The 17,902-nt window shown below is 64.8% G+C and carries 12 protein-coding genes; 5 read left to right on the forward strand and 7 right to left on the reverse strand.

Features of this window, described 5'->3' with window-relative positions; translation table 11 throughout:
* Positions 1 to 43 precede the first annotated feature (43 nt).
* From CLU90_RS14200 to CLU90_RS14220, 5 genes are all read left to right on the forward strand, one after another.
* Positions 44 to 2,518, forward strand: coding sequence for a TonB-dependent siderophore receptor (locus CLU90_RS14200; protein WP_100428224.1), 2,475 nt, complete (start codon positions 44 to 46; stop codon positions 2,516 to 2,518).
* A gap of 176 nt (positions 2,519 to 2,694) precedes the next feature.
* Positions 2,695 to 3,681 (forward strand): LacI family DNA-binding transcriptional regulator, encoded by a 987-nt coding sequence (locus tag CLU90_RS14205; protein ID WP_332870866.1) that lies wholly within the window; start codon positions 2,695 to 2,697, stop codon positions 3,679 to 3,681.
* Positions 3,682 to 3,915: 234 nt separating this feature from the next.
* Positions 3,916 to 5,316: an alkaline phosphatase family protein gene (locus tag CLU90_RS14210; protein WP_100428226.1), complete on the forward strand. Its 1,401-nt coding sequence runs from the start codon at positions 3,916 to 3,918 to the stop codon at positions 5,314 to 5,316.
* An 80-nt stretch (positions 5,317 to 5,396) separates the two neighbouring features.
* The gene (locus CLU90_RS14215; RefSeq protein ID WP_100428227.1) at positions 5,397 to 7,007 is read left to right on the forward strand and encodes a histidine-type phosphatase; all 1,611 of its coding nucleotides are present in this window, start codon (positions 5,397 to 5,399) and stop codon (positions 7,005 to 7,007) included.
* A gap of 89 nt (positions 7,008 to 7,096) precedes the next feature.
* A complete protein-coding gene (locus tag CLU90_RS14220) occupies positions 7,097 to 8,683 on the forward strand; it encodes a histidine phosphatase family protein (protein WP_232731202.1) in 1,587 nt (528 codons plus the stop codon).
* Between the two features lie 2 nt (positions 8,684 to 8,685).
* On the opposite strand, the gene CLU90_RS14225 is transcribed toward CLU90_RS14220, so the two are convergent.
* From CLU90_RS14225 to CLU90_RS14255, 7 genes are all read right to left on the reverse strand, one after another.
* Positions 8,686 to 10,185, reverse strand: coding sequence for a CoA-acylating methylmalonate-semialdehyde dehydrogenase (locus tag CLU90_RS14225; RefSeq protein WP_100428228.1), 1,500 nt, complete (start codon positions 10,183 to 10,185; stop codon positions 8,686 to 8,688).
* A 10-nt stretch (positions 10,186 to 10,195) separates the two neighbouring features.
* Positions 10,196 to 10,996 carry a 5-deoxy-glucuronate isomerase gene (iolB, locus tag CLU90_RS14230; RefSeq protein ID WP_100428229.1) on the reverse strand — a complete coding sequence of 267 codons (801 nt, stop codon included), beginning with the start codon at positions 10,994 to 10,996 and terminating at the stop codon, positions 10,196 to 10,198.
* Positions 10,993 to 11,907, reverse strand: coding sequence for a myo-inosose-2 dehydratase (gene iolE / locus CLU90_RS14235; protein WP_100428230.1), 915 nt, complete (start codon positions 11,905 to 11,907; stop codon positions 10,993 to 10,995). The genes iolB and iolE overlap by 4 nt, the downstream gene beginning before the upstream one ends.
* Before the next feature lies 1 nt (position 11,908).
* A complete protein-coding gene (gene iolD / locus CLU90_RS14240) occupies positions 11,909 to 13,750 on the reverse strand; it encodes a 3D-(3,5/4)-trihydroxycyclohexane-1,2-dione acylhydrolase (decyclizing) (RefSeq protein WP_100428231.1) in 1,842 nt (613 codons plus the stop codon).
* Positions 13,747 to 15,693 carry a bifunctional 5-dehydro-2-deoxygluconokinase/5-dehydro-2-deoxyphosphogluconate aldolase gene (locus CLU90_RS14245; protein WP_100428232.1) on the reverse strand — a complete coding sequence of 649 codons (1,947 nt, stop codon included), beginning with the start codon at positions 15,691 to 15,693 and terminating at the stop codon, positions 13,747 to 13,749. The genes iolD and CLU90_RS14245 overlap by 4 nt, the downstream gene beginning before the upstream one ends.
* A 12-nt stretch (positions 15,694 to 15,705) precedes the next feature.
* The gene (iolG, locus tag CLU90_RS14250) at positions 15,706 to 16,695 is read right to left on the reverse strand and encodes an inositol 2-dehydrogenase (RefSeq protein WP_100428233.1); all 990 of its coding nucleotides are present in this window, start codon (positions 16,693 to 16,695) and stop codon (positions 15,706 to 15,708) included.
* A gap of 69 nt (positions 16,696 to 16,764) precedes the next feature.
* Positions 16,765 to 17,871, reverse strand: coding sequence for a porin (locus CLU90_RS14255; protein WP_100428234.1), 1,107 nt, complete (start codon positions 17,869 to 17,871; stop codon positions 16,765 to 16,767).
* Positions 17,872 to 17,902 lie beyond the last annotated feature (31 nt).

Here is a 17,902-nt window from a genome sequence, read left to right on the forward strand (position 1 = left end):
CGTGCGTCAAGGCAGCTGAGATCAATCCAAAAAGGCTGTCACCATGTCCGCTCCTGCCGTTCCCGTTTCGCCCCTGAATCCCTTGCGCACGCGTTTGCGTCCGCTGGCCCTGGCGGCCATGCTGCTGACCGGCGCCGGCCTGCACGCCCAGGCCATCGCCCAGGCCGTGCCGGCTGTCGCCAGCTACACCATTCCCGCCGGCCCACTGGCCGGCACCCTGAACCGCTATGCGCAGCAGGCGGGCGTGTCCATCGTCATCGACGCGGCCAAGGTGCAGGGTTTGACCAGCGCCGGCCTGCAAGGCAGCTACGCCATTGACGACGGCTTTGCCGTGTTGCTGCGCGGCAGCGGCTACGCCATCGGCAAGACCGCCACCGGCTATGTGCTGGTGGCCGCACCGGCATCCGCCCCCACGGCGGCGGCCAGCGCCGCTTCGGCGGCCGAGCGCACCATGCCCTCGATTACCATCGTCGGCCAGGCCGAGCAAGGCGCCACCACGGAAGGCAGCGGCTCCTACACGGCGCGCAAGCTCACCCTCGGCAAGGGCGAGCAATCGATGAAGGACATGCCGCAATCGGTCAGCGTGCTGACGCGCCAGCGCCTGGACGACCAGGGCATCACGGATTTGCGCGAAGCGGTCAACAACGTCACCGGCGTGGTGGGCGTGCATGGCGTGGGACCGGGCGTGGTGATCACTTCACGCGGCTTCCAGATCGACCAATGGCAGTACGATGGCGTGCCGATCGACCGCAACACCTATGCGCTGGGTAACTGGGGCCAGGAAAACATGGTCATCTACGACCGCCTGGAAGTGCTGCGCGGGGCATCGAGCCTGCTCGAAGGCACGGGCAGCCCGGGCGGCTCCGTCAACCTGGTGCGCAAGCGCCCGCTGGCGACGCGCCAGGTCGCGCTCACGGGCCGCGCCGGTTCGTGGGACCATTACGGCGCGCAGCTCGACGTCAGCACGCCGCTGAATGCGCAAGGCAGCCTGCGCGGGCGCGCCATCGTCGATGAAGACGACAGCCACTCCTTCATCGACCAGGTGTGGAGCAGGAACCGCACCGTGTATGCGGCGCTCGACTACGACCTCGGCCCCGCGACCACAGTCGGCCTGGCCGTGAGCAACGTCAACGGGCGCGGCCGCCCGATGTTCATCGGCCTGGCGCGCTACGCCGACGGCGGCGAACTGGGATTGCCCCGCTCGACCTATACGGGCGCCGACTGGAACCGCAGCAAGGTCGAACAGACCACCGTCAACCTGGACCTCGAGCACCACTTCAACAGCAGGTGGACCTTCAAGACGGCCGCGCTGGGCGTCAATGAACGCACCAATTCGACCCACCAGCGCATGGCCGGCACCATCAAGGCCGATGGCAGCGGCTCCATGTACGGCGACTTCTCCACCGATTTCAAGAACCAGAAGCGCGGCATCGACGCCTTCGTGCGCGGCAAATTCGATGGCCTGGGCATCGCGCAGGAAGTCGTCGTGGGCGCCAGCTATGTGAAGTTCCATTCCGACGACCGCTATGCGCGCGCCTGGACGCAGGGCGCGCAGATCTTCAATATCGACCACCACCGCCCGTGGCAGGACTTCGACACCATCGCCGCACGCGGCGTGAGCTCCCGCAGCACCTACGACATGCGCCAGAAGGGCCTGTACGGCACCTGGAACGGCCAGTTGACCAGCAACCTGAAAGCGCTGCTGGGCGGGCGTTTCAGCTGGTATGACTTCGAGTATGCCCCCAAGGGCGGCACGGCGGACAGCACCAGGGTCACGGCCAAGTTCACGCCATCGGCGGCCCTGATGTATGCGCTGACGCCGCAATGGTCCACCTACGCCAGCCATGCGGGCGTGTTCCAGCCGCAGACGAACCGCAACGCGGCGGGCGGGGTTCTCAAACCGATCACGGGCGACAGCTATGAAGCCGGTATCAAGGGCGAACTGCTGGACGGCAAAGTCAACACCTCGCTGGCCGTCTTCCGCTACGAGCACAAGGACCGCGCCGTCAACGACTACGCTGCCGGTTTCGCCTGCGACGGCTGGTACTGCTCGCGCGCCTCGGGCAAGGTGCGCAGCCAGGGCCTGGAAGCGGAAGTGTCGGGCGAAGTGGCGCGCGGCCTGCAGCTGTCGGCCGGCTATGCCTACACGACGACGACCTACCTCGACGACCCGGACAACAAGGGCGAGGTCTTTTCGACATGGACGCCCAAGCACATGTTGCGCCTGTGGTCCGGCTATACCCTGCCCGGCGAGTGGAGCAAGTTCAGCGTCGGCGCCGGCGTGAACATGCAAAGCCACACGCTGGACTTCGGCCGCTCGTTCGACGTGGCCGGCTTCTCGCTGTGGAACGCGCGCCTGGCCTGGCAAGCCACGCCGCAGCTGTCGCTGGCCGTCAACGTCAACAACCTGTTCGACAAGCGCTACGTGATCCCGTCGTATAACGACACGGGCGGCAATAACCACTTCGGCGACCCGCGCAACGTGCAGCTGACCCTGAAGTACACGCCGAAGTGGTAGAAGGATAGGAAGGCCGGGGGCCGGCGCGATGGCCGTGGCGCGACATTCAGTTCGCGCCGCGGCCGGGATTTTCGGCTAAGATGATGGCGCGGCGTTGCGCCGCACCGCATCGTGCATCGGCCTCTCATTCATCTACACCGTCAATGGAACAAAAAGACAAGTCTTGGGTCACTTCGGTGGACGTCGCCAAACGGGCCGGCGTCTCGCGCTCCGCCGTCTCGCGCACGTTCACGCCCGGCGCCAGCGTGGCGCCCGAAACGCGGGCCCGCGTGATGGAAGCGGCGCAGTCGCTGGGCTACCAGGTCAACATCCTGGCGCGCAGCATGAACCAGGGACAAAGCAACCTGGTGGGCGTCGTCATCACGGGCTTCACGGACCCGTTCCGCGTGGCCCTGCTGGGCGAAGTCACGCGCAGCCTGAGCGAACATGCGCTGGTGCCGCTGCTGATGAATGCGGAAGACCCCGAGCGCCTCAGCGAATTGCTGCGCATTCTCCTCAGCTACAAGATTTCCGGCGTCATCATGACGTCCGGCTCGCCGCCGTCCGCCGTCGCGACGGAATACCTGCAGCGGCAGGTGCCGGTAGCGATGATCAACCGCGCGCGCGACCTGAAAGGCGTGGACGTGGTCAACAGCGACAACCGCAACGGCGGCGAACTGGCGGCCAGCACCCTGCTCGACGGCGGCGCCAGGCGGCTGGCTTTCGTCAACACGCGCGCCAGCAGCTTCAGCGGCATCGCGCGCGGCAAGGCCTTCCTCGAGCACCTGGCGCCGGCGGTGGCAAAGAAACGCTGCACGGCCGGCGAATACCTGGCCGACGCCATCGGCTACCAGGCAGGCCAGGAAGCGGCCGACGCCCTGCTCGCCTCGGGCAAGCTGCCCGACGGCGTCTTTTGCGCCACCGACCTGATCGCCTGCGGCTTCATCGACGCGGCGCGCAGCAAGTACGGCATCGACGTGCCGGCACAATTGCAGGTGATCGGCTTCGACGACATTCCCATGGCCGCGCTGGACGCCTACCAGTTGACCACCATCCGCCAGGACGCGGGCGAACTGGCGCGCCGCGCCGTCAAGAGCCTGGTCGAACGCATGGAAAAATTCGCCATGCCGGGCCGCCTGAAGGAAGTGCCCGTCACCCTGGTGCGCCGCGGCACGACACGCTGAGCCATCGAACAAGGCAGATGGCGCAACGCCGTCTGCCCGCCCGCCACCTCCCGCCGTTCCCCGTTTTCCACAGTTTTTCATCCCCCGTCCGTACTTGTTGACATCAAAAAAAATCCGGGTTACTGTTTGCACACGTGTACTGCACACGTGTGCAATTTTCTTCAGACAGGCCGGTTCCGGCCACACCACTACAAAAAGCGCCCCGGCCACGGAGGCGCCATCAAGGAGACTGTTATGTTGAACCACGTTCTAAGAATCGCCCTGTTCGGCATCGGGGTGACAGGCCTGGCGGCTTGCACCACGCCCGCCGGCACGCAGCACAATACGGCCGCCACAGTCGCGGCCGACCCGAAGCTGGCGAAGATCGGCCAGATCGTCGTCGTGTACATGGAAAACCGCAGCTTCGACCACCTGTTCGGCACCTTCCCCGGCGCCGACGGCATCGCCAATGGCCGGTCGCCCGACACCACCACGCAAACCGGCCCCGATGGCAAGCCGTATGCCATGCTGCCCGCCGTGGCGCTCGACAAGGGCGGCCTGGACTCGCGCTTCAGGGCCGACATCGCCAACGCGCCCTTCCACATGGAGCCGAGCGTCTCGCTGGGCGACAAGACGGCCAGTCCCGTGCACGCGTTCTGGACGCACAAGCGCCAGATCAACGACGGCAAGAACGACCGCTTCGTCGTCGAGGGCAATACGGGCGCCCTGCCCATGGGCTATTTCGACGGCAGCAAGCTCAAACTATGGGCACTGGCGCAGCGCTACACCTTGGCCGACCGTTTCTTCCAGTCCGCCTATGGCGGCTCCTTCCTCAACCACATGTGGCTGACCTGCGCCTGCACGCCCGTGTTCCCGAACGCGCCCAAGTCCATCGTCGCCCAGGACGAGCGCGGCACGGGCCACAAGAAGGGAGAAGAGGCGGAAGTGACGCAGGACGGCTACGCCGTCAACACCATGCAGGGTCCGCTGCTATTCGACCCGACCAAGAAGCAGACCTTCCTGCCGCCGCAAACCATGCCCACCATCGGCGACCGCCTGACGGACAAGGGTATCTCGTGGGTCTATTATGCGGACGGCTACGACATCGCCGTCGCCTCGACCAAGTCGGGTAAGAAGGCCGACGATTTCTCGTATCACCACCAGCCGTTCACCTACTTCAAGCGCTTCATCGACAGCCCGCAGCAGCGCGCCACGCACTTGAAGGACCGCTCCGACATGCTCGCCGACGTCCAGGCGGGCAAGCTGCCGCCCGTCTCGTTCTACAAGCCCATGGGCAAGAAGAACATGCATCCGGGGATGGACAAGTCGAGCGTGGCGGCCGGCGACGACGAAGGCGTGGCCATCATCAGCGCCATCATGGAAGGCCCGCAATGGAAGGACACCGTCATCATCGTCACCACCGATGAAAATGGCGGCTTCTGGGACCACGTGGCGCCGCCCAAGGGCGACCGCTTCGGCCCGGCCACGCGCATCCCGGCGCTGGTCATCTCGCCCTTCAGCGAAGGCGGCCATATCGACCATACCGAGTATGAAACCGTGTCGATCCTGAAGTTCATCGAGGAGCGCCACGGCCTGGCGCCGTTGGGCGAACGCGATGCGCGCGCCAACAGCCTGGCCAAAGCCCTCAAGCTGTAAGGTCCATTCCCCTGCCTGTCTCCCCCGGGTGCGCCGTCCTGCGCGGCGCCCCCAGGCAACTCACATCCAAAGGAAACGCCATGCTGCACGCACGCCATCTTCCCCTGTCCCTCCTGATGCTCTCCCTGGCCGCCTGTGGCGGCGGCGACACCGTCCCTCCCGTGACGCCGCCGGTGACGCCGCCCGTCACGCCACCGCCCGCCACCTACTACCAGACCAAGACGCCCTACACGCCGCAGCAGGACGCGGCCACCTACGAAGCCGCGCCGGCCGGCTACGCGCCCGTGTTCACCGAACTGGTGGCGCGCCACGGCTCGCGCGGGCTGTCGAGCATGAAATACGACGCGGCCTTCTACAACGTCTGGCAAAGGGCGGCCGCCGACGATGCGCTCACGCCGCTGGGGCAAAAACTCGGCGCCGACATCCTGAAACTGATGAAGGCCAATGCGCTGCTCGGCTACGGCGTGGACGGCATCACGGCGCCCGGTTACGGCAACCTGTCGCAGACGGGCATCAATGAACACAAGCAGCTGGCCGTGCGCATGCTGGCGCGCCTGCCCACCCTGTTTGCGCAGCTGGGCGCGAACGCCGCCAGCGCGCCGCGCCAGATCGTCACCATCAGTTCCGGCGTGGACCGCGCCAAGGACAGCGCCGCGTATTTTGCGCAGTCGCTGGCCGCCACGGCACCAGCCGTCGCGCCGCTGATCACCCTGCCGCCCGCGCCCGCCGGCTACCCGGCCGGCAAGCCCGTGGCGCAGCCCGATGGCACCAACCGCTTCCTGCTGTATGCGCACAAGCTGGTGCCGAAGACGGACCTCGTCACCGATCCCCTCGACCGCCATTACCCGACTTACCAGGATAGCCAGGCCTATCAGGCCTACCTGGAAAGCCCCGCCTTCCTGGCCAAGTACACAGCCATCGACACGGATGCCACGGCGCGCACCCTGGGCCGCGAAGTGCTGGAACGCCTGTTCAGCAAGGCCTTCGTCGACAAGATCGACAACGGCACCTACCGTTTCGCCAATACGGGCACCTACAGTTTCACCAGCGACGACGGCAAATTCACCAACACCGTCACGGGTGACGGCGGCACCACCATCAAGGGCCTGGCCGACGCCGCCTCGGTGCTGTACAACCTGTACGCCATCATGGCCGGCATGACGAGCGAAGTGAAAGCCGACTTCGTGCAGTACATGCCGTCGGACGCGGCCAAATACCAGGCCTTCGTACAGGATTACCAGGACTTTTACAACAAGGGTCCCGGCACCACGGAAAGCGCCGGCGTCACCTGGAACTACGTGCGCGCGCTGCGCGACGACTTCTTCACGGAAGTGGACGCCATCGCGCGCGGCGACCTGTCGCACGGCGCCAAGCTGCGCTTCACGCACGCGGAAGCCATCATCCCGCTGGCCACGGCCATGGGTTTGAAAAGTGTCGTCGGCGCGCTGCCGGCGGCGCAGACCTACAGCTATGACAACAGCAGCTGGCGCGGCCTGTACGTGGCGCCGATGGCGGCCAACATGCAGTGGGACGTGTACCGCGATGCCGGCGGCAATGTGCTCGTGAAAATGCTGTACAACGAAAAGGAAACGGACTTCCTGGCCGCCTGCGATGACGCCCGCTTTGCTGCCGGCAGCCATTTCTATGTATATGCGAAACTGAAGACCTGCTACGGCCACGTGGCGCAGTAAGTACGGAGCAGGCGGGCAGCCGTGCCCGCCTGTCTGGCGTTTGATGCTAGGCTACGCCTGGTAATCAATCACGTCACCCGCGGATCGCCATGCCCCCACCTTTTCCCCTGTCCAGCATGCTGCTGGCCCTGTCCCTGCACGCCAGTCCCGTCCTGGCCGTCGAAGGCCATTACCAGACCAAGACACCGTATGCGCCGCAGCAGGATACGGCCACCTATGCCGCGCCGCCGGCCGGCTTCCAGCCCATCTACACGCAACTGGTGGCGCGCCACGGCGCGCGCGGGTTGACCGGCATGAAGAGCGACGCGGCCCTGTATGCGATGTGGCGGCAGGCCGCCGCGCAGGATGCGCTCACGCCGCTCGGGCGCGAACTGGGTCCCGACATCCTGGCCCTGATGAAGGCCAACGCGCTGCTTGGTTATGGCGTGGCCGGCATCGAGAAACCCGGCTATGGCAATCTGTCGCAGACGGGCATCGAGGAACACCGGCAACTGGCCGTGCGCATGCTGGCGCGCCTGCCCGCCCTGTTTGCGCAAGTGGGGCAGGACGCCGCGACGGCGCCGCGCCAGCTCGTCACCATCCATTCCGGCGTGGACCGCGCGCGCGACAGCGCCCGTTTCTTCACGCAGTCGCTGCTCGAGCACGCGCCCGCCCTGGCTCCCTTGCTGTACCTGCCGCCCGCCCCGGCGCCGTCTCCGCAGGGACGCCAGGCGGTAGCGCAAGCCGATGGCATCAACCGCTTCCTGCTGTATGCGCACAAGCTGGCGCCGCGGACGGATCTTGTCGCCGACCGCGACCACCCGTATTACGCCACCTATGCCGCCAGCCAGGCCTACCAGTACTACGAAAGAAGCAAGCAGCTGCATGCGCTGATGGACGCTCCGGCCAGGCTGCCGGAAGCGACCGCGCATGCGCGCCACGTGCTCGAGCGGCTGTTTGCGCCCGCCTTCCTCGACCAGCTTGAACGCGGCGCCGCCAGCTATGCGGACACGGGCATCTACACCTTCACCAGCGCGGACGGCCAGCTCACGCGTACCATGACGGGTGGCGGCAAGACCGTCATCCGCAGCCTGAATGCGGCCGCGACGAAACTGTATGAGCTGTATGCGATCGCCGCCGGCATGCGCCATGAAGTGCCGGCCGATTTCAGCCGCTACATGCCCGCCGAGGACGCGCGCTACTACGCCTATATCGCCGACCACGAGGATTTTTACCAGAAAGGGCCGGGCACCACGGCCAGCGCGGGCGTGACATGGCGCTTCGCGCTGGCCTTGCGCGAGGATTTTTTCAATGAAGTCGACGCGCTGGCCAGCGGAGATGTGCGCCACGCGGCCAAGCTGCGCTTCACGCACGCCGAAATGATCATTCCGCTCGCTTCGGCCCTGGGCTTGAAAGAAGCGCTGGCTGCCTTGCCGGCATCGGACAGCGACAGCCAGGCCGGCCTTCGATGGCACGGCCAAGCTGTTTCGCCGCTGGCGGCCAACATGCAGTGGGATGTGTACCGCAACGATGCAGGCCAGCTGATCGTGCGCCTGCTGTACAACGAAAAGGAAACGGACTTCCAGGCCCGTTGCGACGGCGCGCGCATCGCGCCCGGCAGCGTCTTCTACGACTACGCGAAACTGAAAACCTGCTACGGCCACGTGGCGGCGCGCCAGGCGCCGCCACCGGGCTAACCTTACTTCAGGGTCGGCATGGCAAACTCGGCGCCAGCCTTGGTCGATGCCGGCCAGCGCTGGGTCACGGCCTTCTGTTTCGTATAAAAGCGTACGGATTCCGGGCCATGCGCATGGTGGTCGCCAAACAGGCTGCGCTTCCAGCCGCCGAAGCTGTGGAAAGCCATCGGCACGGGAATTGGCACGTTCACGCCCACCATGCCCACCTGCACCCTGTGCGTGTATTCGCGCGCCGTGTTGCCGTCGCGCGTGTAAATGGCCGTGCCGTTGCCGTACTCATGCGCGTTGACCAGGTCCAGCGCCGTCGTAAAGTCCGGCACGCGCACGATGCACAGCACGGGGCCGAAGATTTCTTCTTTATAGATCGTCATCTCGGGCGTGACGTGGTCGAACAGGCTGCCGCCGAGGAAAAAGCCCTGTTCATGGCCGGGCAGCACGAAACCGCGCCCGTCGCAGATGAGTTTCGCGCCCTCTTCCACTCCCTTGGCGATGTAGCCGGCGATCTTGTCCTTGTGCACTTGCGTCACCACCGGGCCCATTTCCGCTTGTACATCCATGCCTTGCGTGATTTTCAAGGCGGCAATGCGCGGCACCAGGGCTTCCACCAGCTGGTCCGCCACATTGCCCACCGCCACGACGACGGAAATGGCCATGCAGCGCTCGCCGGCCGAGCCAAACGCGGCGCCCATCAGCGCGTCGACCGTCTGGGGAATGTCCGCGTCGGGCATGACGACCATGTGGTTTTTCGCGCCACCCAGGGCCTGCACGCGCTTGCCCTGCGCGCAGCCGGTCGCGTAGATGTATTCGGCGATCGGCGTGGAGCCGACAAAGCTGACGGCGCGCACGTCCGGGTGGTGTAATAAACCGTCGACGGCTTCCTTGTCTCCCTGCAGCACGTTGAAGACACCGTCCGGCAAGCCCGCGTCCGTGAGCAATTGGGCCAGCAGCAGGCTGGCCGACGGGTCGCGCTCCGACGGTTTCAAGACAAAGGTATTGCCGCAGGCAATGGCCATCGGGAACATCCACATCGGCACCATCACGGGAAAGTTGAACGGCGTGATGCCGACGCACACCCCGAGCGCCTGGCGGATGGACCAGGCGTCGATGCCGCCGGCCACCTGTTCGCTATATTCTCCCTTCATCATCTGCGGGATGCCGCAGGCGAACTCCACCACTTCGATGCCGCGCGTCACTTCCCCCTTGGCATCCGTAAACACCTTGCCGTGCTCCGCCGTGATCAGGGCGGCCAGTTGATCCGAGTGTTCTTCCAGCAATTCCTTGAACTTGAACATGACGCGCGCGCGGCGCAGCGGTGACGTTTGCGACCAGGCGGGAAAGGCCGCGTGGGCGGCCGCCACGGCCGCGTTCAGTTCGGAAGGCGTCGCCAGCGCCACTTTCGCCGTCACGGCGCCGGTGGCGGGATTGAAGACGTCGCTCGTGCGCTCGGTGCGCGAAGCCATGGGTTTGCCACCAATAAAGTGGCCGATCTGTTGCGTTGTCATTGGGATTCCTTTATTTGGTATGCATCAGCCACTCATGGGCCGGGTCGTTCTTGAAATGCCAGACCCGCTTGGGGCCGGCCATCACGTTCAGGTAATAGCCATCGTAGCCATACGGCACGGTCACAGGATGGTACCCCCTGGGCACCATCACCACGTCGTGGTTTTCCACGGCCATGGCTTCGTCGATGGAACGGTCATCCGTATAGACCCGTTGAAAGGCAAAGCCCTGTTCGGGGTTGAGGCGGTGGTAATAGGTTTCTTCCAACGAACTTTCCAGCGGCACATTGTCGCTGTCGTGCTTGTGCGGCGGATAGCTCGACGAATGGCCCGACGGCGTGATCACCTCGACCACCAGCAAGCCATCGGCTTCTTCCGTTTGCGGCAGGATGTCGCACACATAGCGGGTATTGGCGCCCTTGCCGCGCACGGAGCGCGTCATGGAAGCTGGCTCGATCAGGCGCGCCGGACGGTGGGTGGTGCCCGGTGCGCTGCACAAGGCCACTTCCGCGTCGCTCACAGCCGTGACGCTGACCGTGGTTGCTATCGGGACATACACGGCGTACGGCGAACGGTCTTCAAACACGCTGGCGCGTCCGCCGATGGCTTCCCAGGCTTGATCGCCCGCCCGCACCGTGACCGTGCCCGTCAGCACGACGATGCACAGTTCGCGCTTGCCCGTGTCCAGCTGCAAGGACTCGCCCGCTGGAAGACGGTGCGCGGCAAACCCCACATGCGTCCAGCCGGCCGATTCGGGTGTCACCTCGACGATGGTCTGGCCTTGGCCTGCTTTCACCAGCAGCGGGCTGCTCATGCCGCCTCCCGACCCAGACGGGGAATCGCCTCGACGAGCTTGGCCAGGTAATCGTGGCCCATCTTCGCGTATGCATAGCTGGGCGCGACGGCCGGGTCCTGCTCCGCCTCCACCACCAGCCAGCCTTCGTAGCCGTGCAGATACAGGCGCGTGAGGATGGCGGGGAAATCGATGCTGCCGTCGCCCGGTACGCTGAAAGCGCCATTGATGACGGCCTGCAGGAAACTCCAGTGGCCATTGCGGGCCAGTTTCACGACGTTCGGGCGCACGTCCTTGCAATGCACGTGACAAATCCTGTCGATGTGTTTGTTGAGCACCGCCAGCGCATCGCCGCCGGCAAACGTGATGTGGCCCGTGTCGAACAGCAAGCCGACCTCGGGGCCCGTCAAGGCCATCAATTGGTCCACGTCGGCCGGCGTTTCCACGTAGGCGCCCATGTGGTGGTGGTAGGCCAGGCGTACGCCGTGGTCGAGCAAGTGTTTTGCAAACGCCGTCAATTTGTCGGCGTAATCCTGCCATTGCCGCTGCGACTGGAAACGCGGGCGTTTATACAGCGGGCGCGCTTCGCCCTGGATGGCGTCGGCCACTTCGCCGTAGACCATGACGGTGGCGCCGCTGTCGGCCAGCAGCCGTAAATGCGATGCCACGGCGGCGATCTCCTCTTCCACCGACCGGTGCGCCAGGCGTCCCGAATACCAGCCGGAAACACAGGCGAGATGGTATTTGCCTAGCACGGCGTTCAGGGATGGCGCATCCTTGGGAAACTTGTTGCCCAGCTCAAAACCCACGTAGCCGATCTCGGCGCCCTCTTTCAATGCCGTTTCCAGCGGCGTCTCGCCGCCCAGGCTCGGCAAATCGTCGTTCATCCACGAGATCGGGTTGATGCCGATCTTCACATTCCATGTATTCATCTCAATTCCTTTGTTTCAGGCGGTCAAGTTCATAACGGGTGCGCGCAAGCTGCACGGCTGGCTGGGTGGACACTTCCGGTACGGCCACTTCCCACCAGCAACCGCCCTCCTCCGTCGTGCGCGTGTCGTCCGTATCGATGCAGATCAGATACGTGCGCGGCGCGGCGCGGGCGCGCAGCATGGCCTGTTCCAGCTCGGCGATATTGGCCACGTGTTCGGACAGCGCGCCCAACGATTGCGCATGCAGGGCGAAGTCGATGTGCGGGGCGCTGTCGGGCAACATATTGTTGAAGGAAGGATTGCCGCAGGCCTGCTGCAGGCGGTTGATGCAGCCATAGCCCCGGTTGTCGAGCACGACGATGATGAGTTTTTTGTCGAGCATGACGGAGGTGGCGATTTCCGAATTCATCATCAGATAGCTGCCGTCGCCCACCATGACGATCACCTCGGCATCGGGTTTGGCCATCTTGACGCCGAGGCCGCCGGCGATCTCGTAACCCATGCACGAGTAGCCGTATTCCATGTGATAGCCGCCCGGCGTGCTGGTACGCCAGAGTTTATGCAGTTCGGCCGGCAAGGTGCCCGCCGCGCAGACGACGATATCGTTGCCGGTGGAATCCACGGAAGAGCGCTGCACGGCGCCGATGACTTCGCCGTCGTACGGCAAGCCGGCCACCTCGCGTTTTCCCGTGATGGACGCCACGGTGTCGCGCCACGCGTTCCCTGCCTGCTGCGCCCGGTCCAGCCACTGGCCCGCGCTGTTCCAGCTGCCCAGCAGCCGCGACAGGCCTTGCAAGCCCAGTGTCGCGTCCGCCTGCACACCGAGGCCGCGGCGTTTCAGGGCGTCAACACCGTTGACGTTCAGGCTGACGAGTTGCGCCTGCGCAAACAGGGAATTCGACCCGGTCGTGAAATCCTGCAGGCGCGTGCCGATGGCCAGCACCACATCCGCCTGCGCCGCCAGCGCGTTCGCGGCGGGCGAGCCCGTCACGCCGATGGCGCCCAGCTGCAGCGGATGGTCCCATGGCAGAGAACTTTTGCCGGCCTGGGTTTCGGCCACGGGAATGCCATGGCGTTCGGCAAACGCCTGCAGGGCGGCGCTGGCCTGGCCGTACAGCACGCCGCCACCGGCGACGATCAGCGGCTGTTTCGCGTGTTTCAACAACGCCGCCGCTTCGTCCAGTTCCTGCTCGACAGGCGGCACGGCACGAAAACGCACGGTGCGCGGTTCAAAGAAATCGGCCGGATAGTCATACGCCATCGTCTGCACGTCTTGCGGTAAAGACAAAGTCACGGGGCCGCAAGCGGCCGGGTCCGTCAAGGCGGCAATGGCACGCGGCAAGGCGGTCAGTAACTGCTCCGGATAGACGATGCGGTCGAAATAACGCGACAGCGGCTTGAACGCATCGTTGACGGAAACGCTGCCATCCGTGGCATCTTCCAGCTGCTGCAGCACCGGGTCGGGCGCGCGCGAGACGAACACGTCGCCGGGCAGCAAGAGCACAGGCAAACGGTTCACGTGCGCCAGGGCGGCTGCCGTCAGCAAGTTGGTCGCGCCCGGGCCGATGGAACTGGTCACCGCCATCATGCGCCGGCGCATGTGGGCTTTGGCATAGGCGATGGCGGCGTGCGCCATCGCCTGTTCGTTGTGGGCGCGGTAGGTGGGGAATTGTTCGCGGTACTGGTACAGCGCCTCGCCCAGGCCCGCCACGTTCCCGTGGCCAAAGATGGCAAAGGCGCCGCCGAACAGCGACTGACCATCGTCCGTACGCAGCGCGGCCAGGTAGCGTACCAGCGCCTGCGCCATGGTCAAGCGTACGGTTTTGTGTGGGATGGCGCTCATGCCGCACGCTCCAGGCGGTTGCGTGTACGCTGCCACAGGGCAATGAGCTGTTCGAAGTTGGCGCGCACGGCGGCGATCAGGCCGGCATCGTCGAGTTCGCCGGCCAGCCAGCGGCGGCTTGGTTCCTGGAAGATGGTGCGGCCCACCATGAAACCCTTGCACGTGGTGCTGGCACTGGCTTGCTCGAAACTGGCGGCCAGGGCGGCGATCGGCGCGTTCAAGCCCAGCAACACGACGCCACGGCAATACGGATCGCGCTCGTGCACGAGGGCATCGATGGCTTGCCATTGCTGGGCTGACATGCTTTCCAACTTCCACCATTCCGGGTAAATGCCCAGGTTGTACAGGCGCTTGACGGCGCGATAAACGGTATCGTCATGCTGCGGCAAGGACTTGGCAGGGATAATTTCCAGCAGCAACTCATGGCCCGTGATTTGCGCCGCGTCGTACAAGCCCTTGATCTGCGCTTCCTGCTCCAATCGGTTTTCCGGCGTATCGTCCGGATGCAGCTGCACCAGGCACTTGATCACGTGTTCCCTGGGCCACTGCGTCAACCGCGAAGCGAGCGAGCGGCCCCAGTCGAATTGCAGCGGGTTCGAGCCCGGCATCTCGACGGGACGGCCTATCCACCAGCCGCGCCCCGTCGCGTCGTTGAGCGCGTCGGCGCCATAGCGGTCATCGATGAGTACGCCTGTGCCGCCCTGCAAGCCACGCGCCGCTTCCGTCTCGCCCACGGCTTGCACGAACAGTTGCTTGAGCCGTGAAATCCGCGCTTCATCGCTGACACCCTGCTGGGCCAGCTCGAAAAATTGCGTGCGGTGGTCAAAGGCAAATACGCACAGCTCGCTCCACTCTTTGCGCGCGACCGTCGCGCGGTGCAGGCGCGACAAGGTGGCATCCTGGTCCGGCTGCGTCAGCTTGGCGGCATTGGCGAGGAAATAGTCGAGCTCGACGGGCGACGGCATGGCCGGCGCGCAGCCGTGGCGCGACACGACGAGGGCGCCGCAGCCATTCGCATAGCGGCAGCATGCCTCGTAATCCTCGCCGCGCAGCCAGCCTTTCAAAAAGCCCGACAGAAACGCGTCGCCCGCGCCCAGCACGTTCAGCACTTCCACACGCACGCCCTGATAATTGAACGCGTCATCGAGACCGGCAGGGATGACCGACTCGATGACGGCGCAACCGAGCGGCCCGCGCTTGACGACCAGGATGGCGCTGCTCACCGCGCGCACGGCGCGCAAGCTGGCCATGATGTCGGCCCCGCCGCCGGCGATCATGAATTCCTCTTCCGTGCCGACGATCAAATCAAAATGAGGCAGGATGTCTTGCAAGTGTGCGGTCACGCCTTCGTTCGAAACGAAACGCGTTTCGCCATCGGCCTTGCCCGACAAGCCCCACAGCACGGGCCGGTAATCGATGTCGAGCACGGTGCGCACCTTGTTGGCGCGGGCCAATGTGAGTGCCTGCGTGCTGACGGCGTGCATGGCAGCCGTGGAGAAATGCGTGCCGGTGATCAACAGCGCTTTGCTCGACGCAATGAAGGCCGCATCCACCGACGATGCGTCGATGGCCATGTCGGCGCAATTTTCGCGATAGAAAATCAGCGGGAAGGTGTTCTTGTCCTTGATGCCCAGCATGACCAAAGCCGTGAGGCGGTCGCGGTCGATGCCCACGTGGCTGACGTCGCACCCCTCCTTGGCCAAAGTGTCGGTGAGGAAACGGCCCATGTGGTCGTCGCCCACTTTCGACAGCATGGCGGACTTCAAGCCCAAGCGGGCCGTGCCGAAGGCGATGTTCGCCGACGAGCCGCCCAGGTATTTGGCGAAACTGGTGGCGTCTTCCAGGGGGCTGCCGATCTGCTGCGCGTACAGGTCCACGGCCAGGCGGCCCAGGCAGATCACGTCGAGCGCGCGGCCCTGGGCAAATTCAGTCGTATTCTTCATCACATGCTTTCCTTATGACAGTTGCACGATGCGCTGTTCGCGCCACGACACGGTGGCCGCTTCGGCCAGTTCCAGCGCTTTCAAGCCATCGTGGACGGTGGTGCGCAACGGTGCGCCGTGGGCAAAGGCATCGAAAAAATGCGCCATTTCGCTGGCGTAGGCGGCGCGGTAGCGTTCCAGGAAAAAATCTTCCGGCTTGTCCACGCTGACGTTCACCGAACCATAGGCCGTCACTTCCGTCGGTTTGTGGTTGCCCGCCTGCAGCATGCCGGCGCTGCCCAGCACTTCGAAACGCTGGTCGTAGCCATAGGCGGCGCGGCGCGTCGTGTTGATCTGACACAAGCGGCCTTTTGCCGTGCGGATGGTGACGGCCGTGCAATCGAGGTCGCCCGCCGCGCCGATGGCGGGGTCGACGAGGCAGCTGCCCGTCGCATGCACCGTGACGGCTTCATCGTCGAGTATCCAGCGGAAGATGTCGAAATCGTGGATCAGCATATCCTTGAAGATGCCGCCCGACACCTGGATATAGCTGACGGGCGGCGGGCCCGGGTCGCGGCTGGTGATGATGAGCAATTCCGGCGTGCCGATCTCGCCCGCTGCGATGCGCTGCTTGACGGCGGCAAACGTGGGATCGTAGCGGCGCTGGAAGCCGATCATGCACAGCACGCCAGTGTCGTTGACGGCAGCGGCGGCGGCGCGTGCGCGCTCGAGGGTCAGGTCGACGGGTTTTTCGCAAAAGATGGCCTTGCCGGCGGCCGCTGCGCGCACGATCAGGTCCGCATGCGTATCCGTGCTCGAGGCGATCAGCACGGCCTTGACTTCAGGGTCGGCCAGCACGGCCTCCACGCTGGCGACGCTGGCGCCATGCAGGGCCGCCACTTCCGCCGCCGCGCCCGCATGCAGGTCGACCACGTATTTCAGGCGCACGCCAGGCTGGCACACCAGATTGCCGGCGTGAATGCGGCCGATGCGCCCGGCGCCGAACAATGCCACTTGAATCATTTCCATCTCCTTGATAGTCGGGAATACGCTGCCCGAAAATGCACACGTGTGCAAATCCGGGCAAAAAAGTTAAAACAGGTGGATGACGCCCAGCATTACACCGCTGAGCTTGGCACCCTTCTTGGTGGCGGCGAAGGCATTGCCGCCAAACGTGTAGTTGGCGTTCTTGTCGTTATTCGTCTGCGTGTAGTAGGCGTAGACGGTGCTGCGCTTGGACAGGTAATACTCGTAGCCCAGGGTCGCCTGCTTGGCGCCGCTGTCGTCGCCGCGCACGAGGGTGGTCGCCTTGACGGTCACGCTGCTGCCGTTGGGCGCGCTGCCCGACACATCGCCTGCCACGCCGAAACGGCCGATGAAGGAACCGCCGCCCGCCTTGTAGGCGCCCGTGATGGTGAAATAGTCGCGCTGCAAGTCGCCGCCGGCCACGTCATACACCATGCGGTTCCAGGCCACGCCCACGTCGCCGCCGCCGAAGTTGTAATTGCCCACGGCGCGGAACATTTTTTCGCTGAAGCCGGGGCGCAAATCCTTGTGCTTTTCATAGCCGACGGCGCCCTTGATGGGACCGTTCACGTATTGCACGATGCCCGAATAGATGCGGTCGCCGTTCGATGCCTCGTTTTCGCTGGCACGGTAAATCGTGGCGCTGAAGCCTTGCAGCACGGGCGTGCGGTAACTGACGGCGTTCGAGCTGCGGCGGTTGAAGCCTTCGCCGCCCAGCTGCGAAATGTTGGCGTCATCCTGGATGCCTTCGCCCACGAAGCGATTCGTGTAGCCGTTGATCTGGCGGATCGGCGTGGCGAAGCGGCCCAGCGCGATACGGCCATAGGCGGGGTTTTCCAGCCCGACAAAGGTATCCTTGCTATTGATGGCACCCGTGCCATCGTCGAGCTTGGCGTTGCCCTCGATCTGGAAGAAGGCCGTGTTGCCATTGCCCAAGTCTTCCCGTCCCCGGAAACCGATCTTCGAGGAATTGTCCGATACGCGCGATACCGATTCGCCATTCGGCGCCGTGGCCGAGCTCGACGTTTCGATACGGTCGAAGCCCGCATGGATACGGCCGTACACAACGACGCTCGATTCGGCCAGCACGCAGCCTGGCGCGGCCAGCAACAATACGGCGGCGATCTTGTTCAACCGCATGGTGTTCATCTGGTTTTTCATCTCGTTTTTCATCCCGTCTCCTGCTTGTTTTTATGGTGGTGGA

The organism is Janthinobacterium sp. 67, from assembly GCF_002797895.1.
GTDB lineage: Bacteria > Pseudomonadota > Gammaproteobacteria > Burkholderiales > Burkholderiaceae_D > Janthinobacterium.

Excerpts from the sequence above, each read along its gene's own strand:
- CLU90_RS14200 (WP_100428224.1), top strand. The coding sequence starts at position 44 with ATGTCCGCTCCTGCCGTTCCCGTTTCGCCCCTGAATCCCTTGCGCACG.
- CLU90_RS14210 (WP_100428226.1), top strand. The coding sequence starts at position 3,916 with ATGTTGAACCACGTTCTAAGAATCGCCCTGTTCGGCATCGGGGTGACA.
- CLU90_RS14215 (WP_100428227.1), top strand. The coding sequence starts at position 5,397 with ATGCTGCACGCACGCCATCTTCCCCTGTCCCTCCTGATGCTCTCCCTG.
- CLU90_RS14220 (WP_232731202.1), top strand. The coding sequence starts at position 7,097 with ATGCCCCCACCTTTTCCCCTGTCCAGCATGCTGCTGGCCCTGTCCCTG.
- CLU90_RS14225 (WP_100428228.1), bottom strand. The coding sequence starts at position 10,185 with ATGACAACGCAACAGATCGGCCACTTTATTGGTGGCAAACCCATGGCT.
- iolB (WP_100428229.1), bottom strand. The coding sequence starts at position 10,996 with ATGAGCAGCCCGCTGCTGGTGAAAGCAGGCCAAGGCCAGACCATCGTC.
- iolE (WP_100428230.1), bottom strand. The coding sequence starts at position 11,907 with ATGAATACATGGAATGTGAAGATCGGCATCAACCCGATCTCGTGGATG.
- iolD (WP_100428231.1), bottom strand. The coding sequence starts at position 13,750 with ATGAGCGCCATCCCACACAAAACCGTACGCTTGACCATGGCGCAGGCG.
- CLU90_RS14245 (WP_100428232.1), bottom strand. The coding sequence starts at position 15,693 with ATGAAGAATACGACTGAATTTGCCCAGGGCCGCGCGCTCGACGTGATC.
- iolG (WP_100428233.1), bottom strand. The coding sequence starts at position 16,695 with ATGATTCAAGTGGCATTGTTCGGCGCCGGGCGCATCGGCCGCATTCAC.
- CLU90_RS14255 (WP_100428234.1), bottom strand. The coding sequence starts at position 17,871 with ATGAAAAACGAGATGAAAAACCAGATGAACACCATGCGGTTGAACAAG.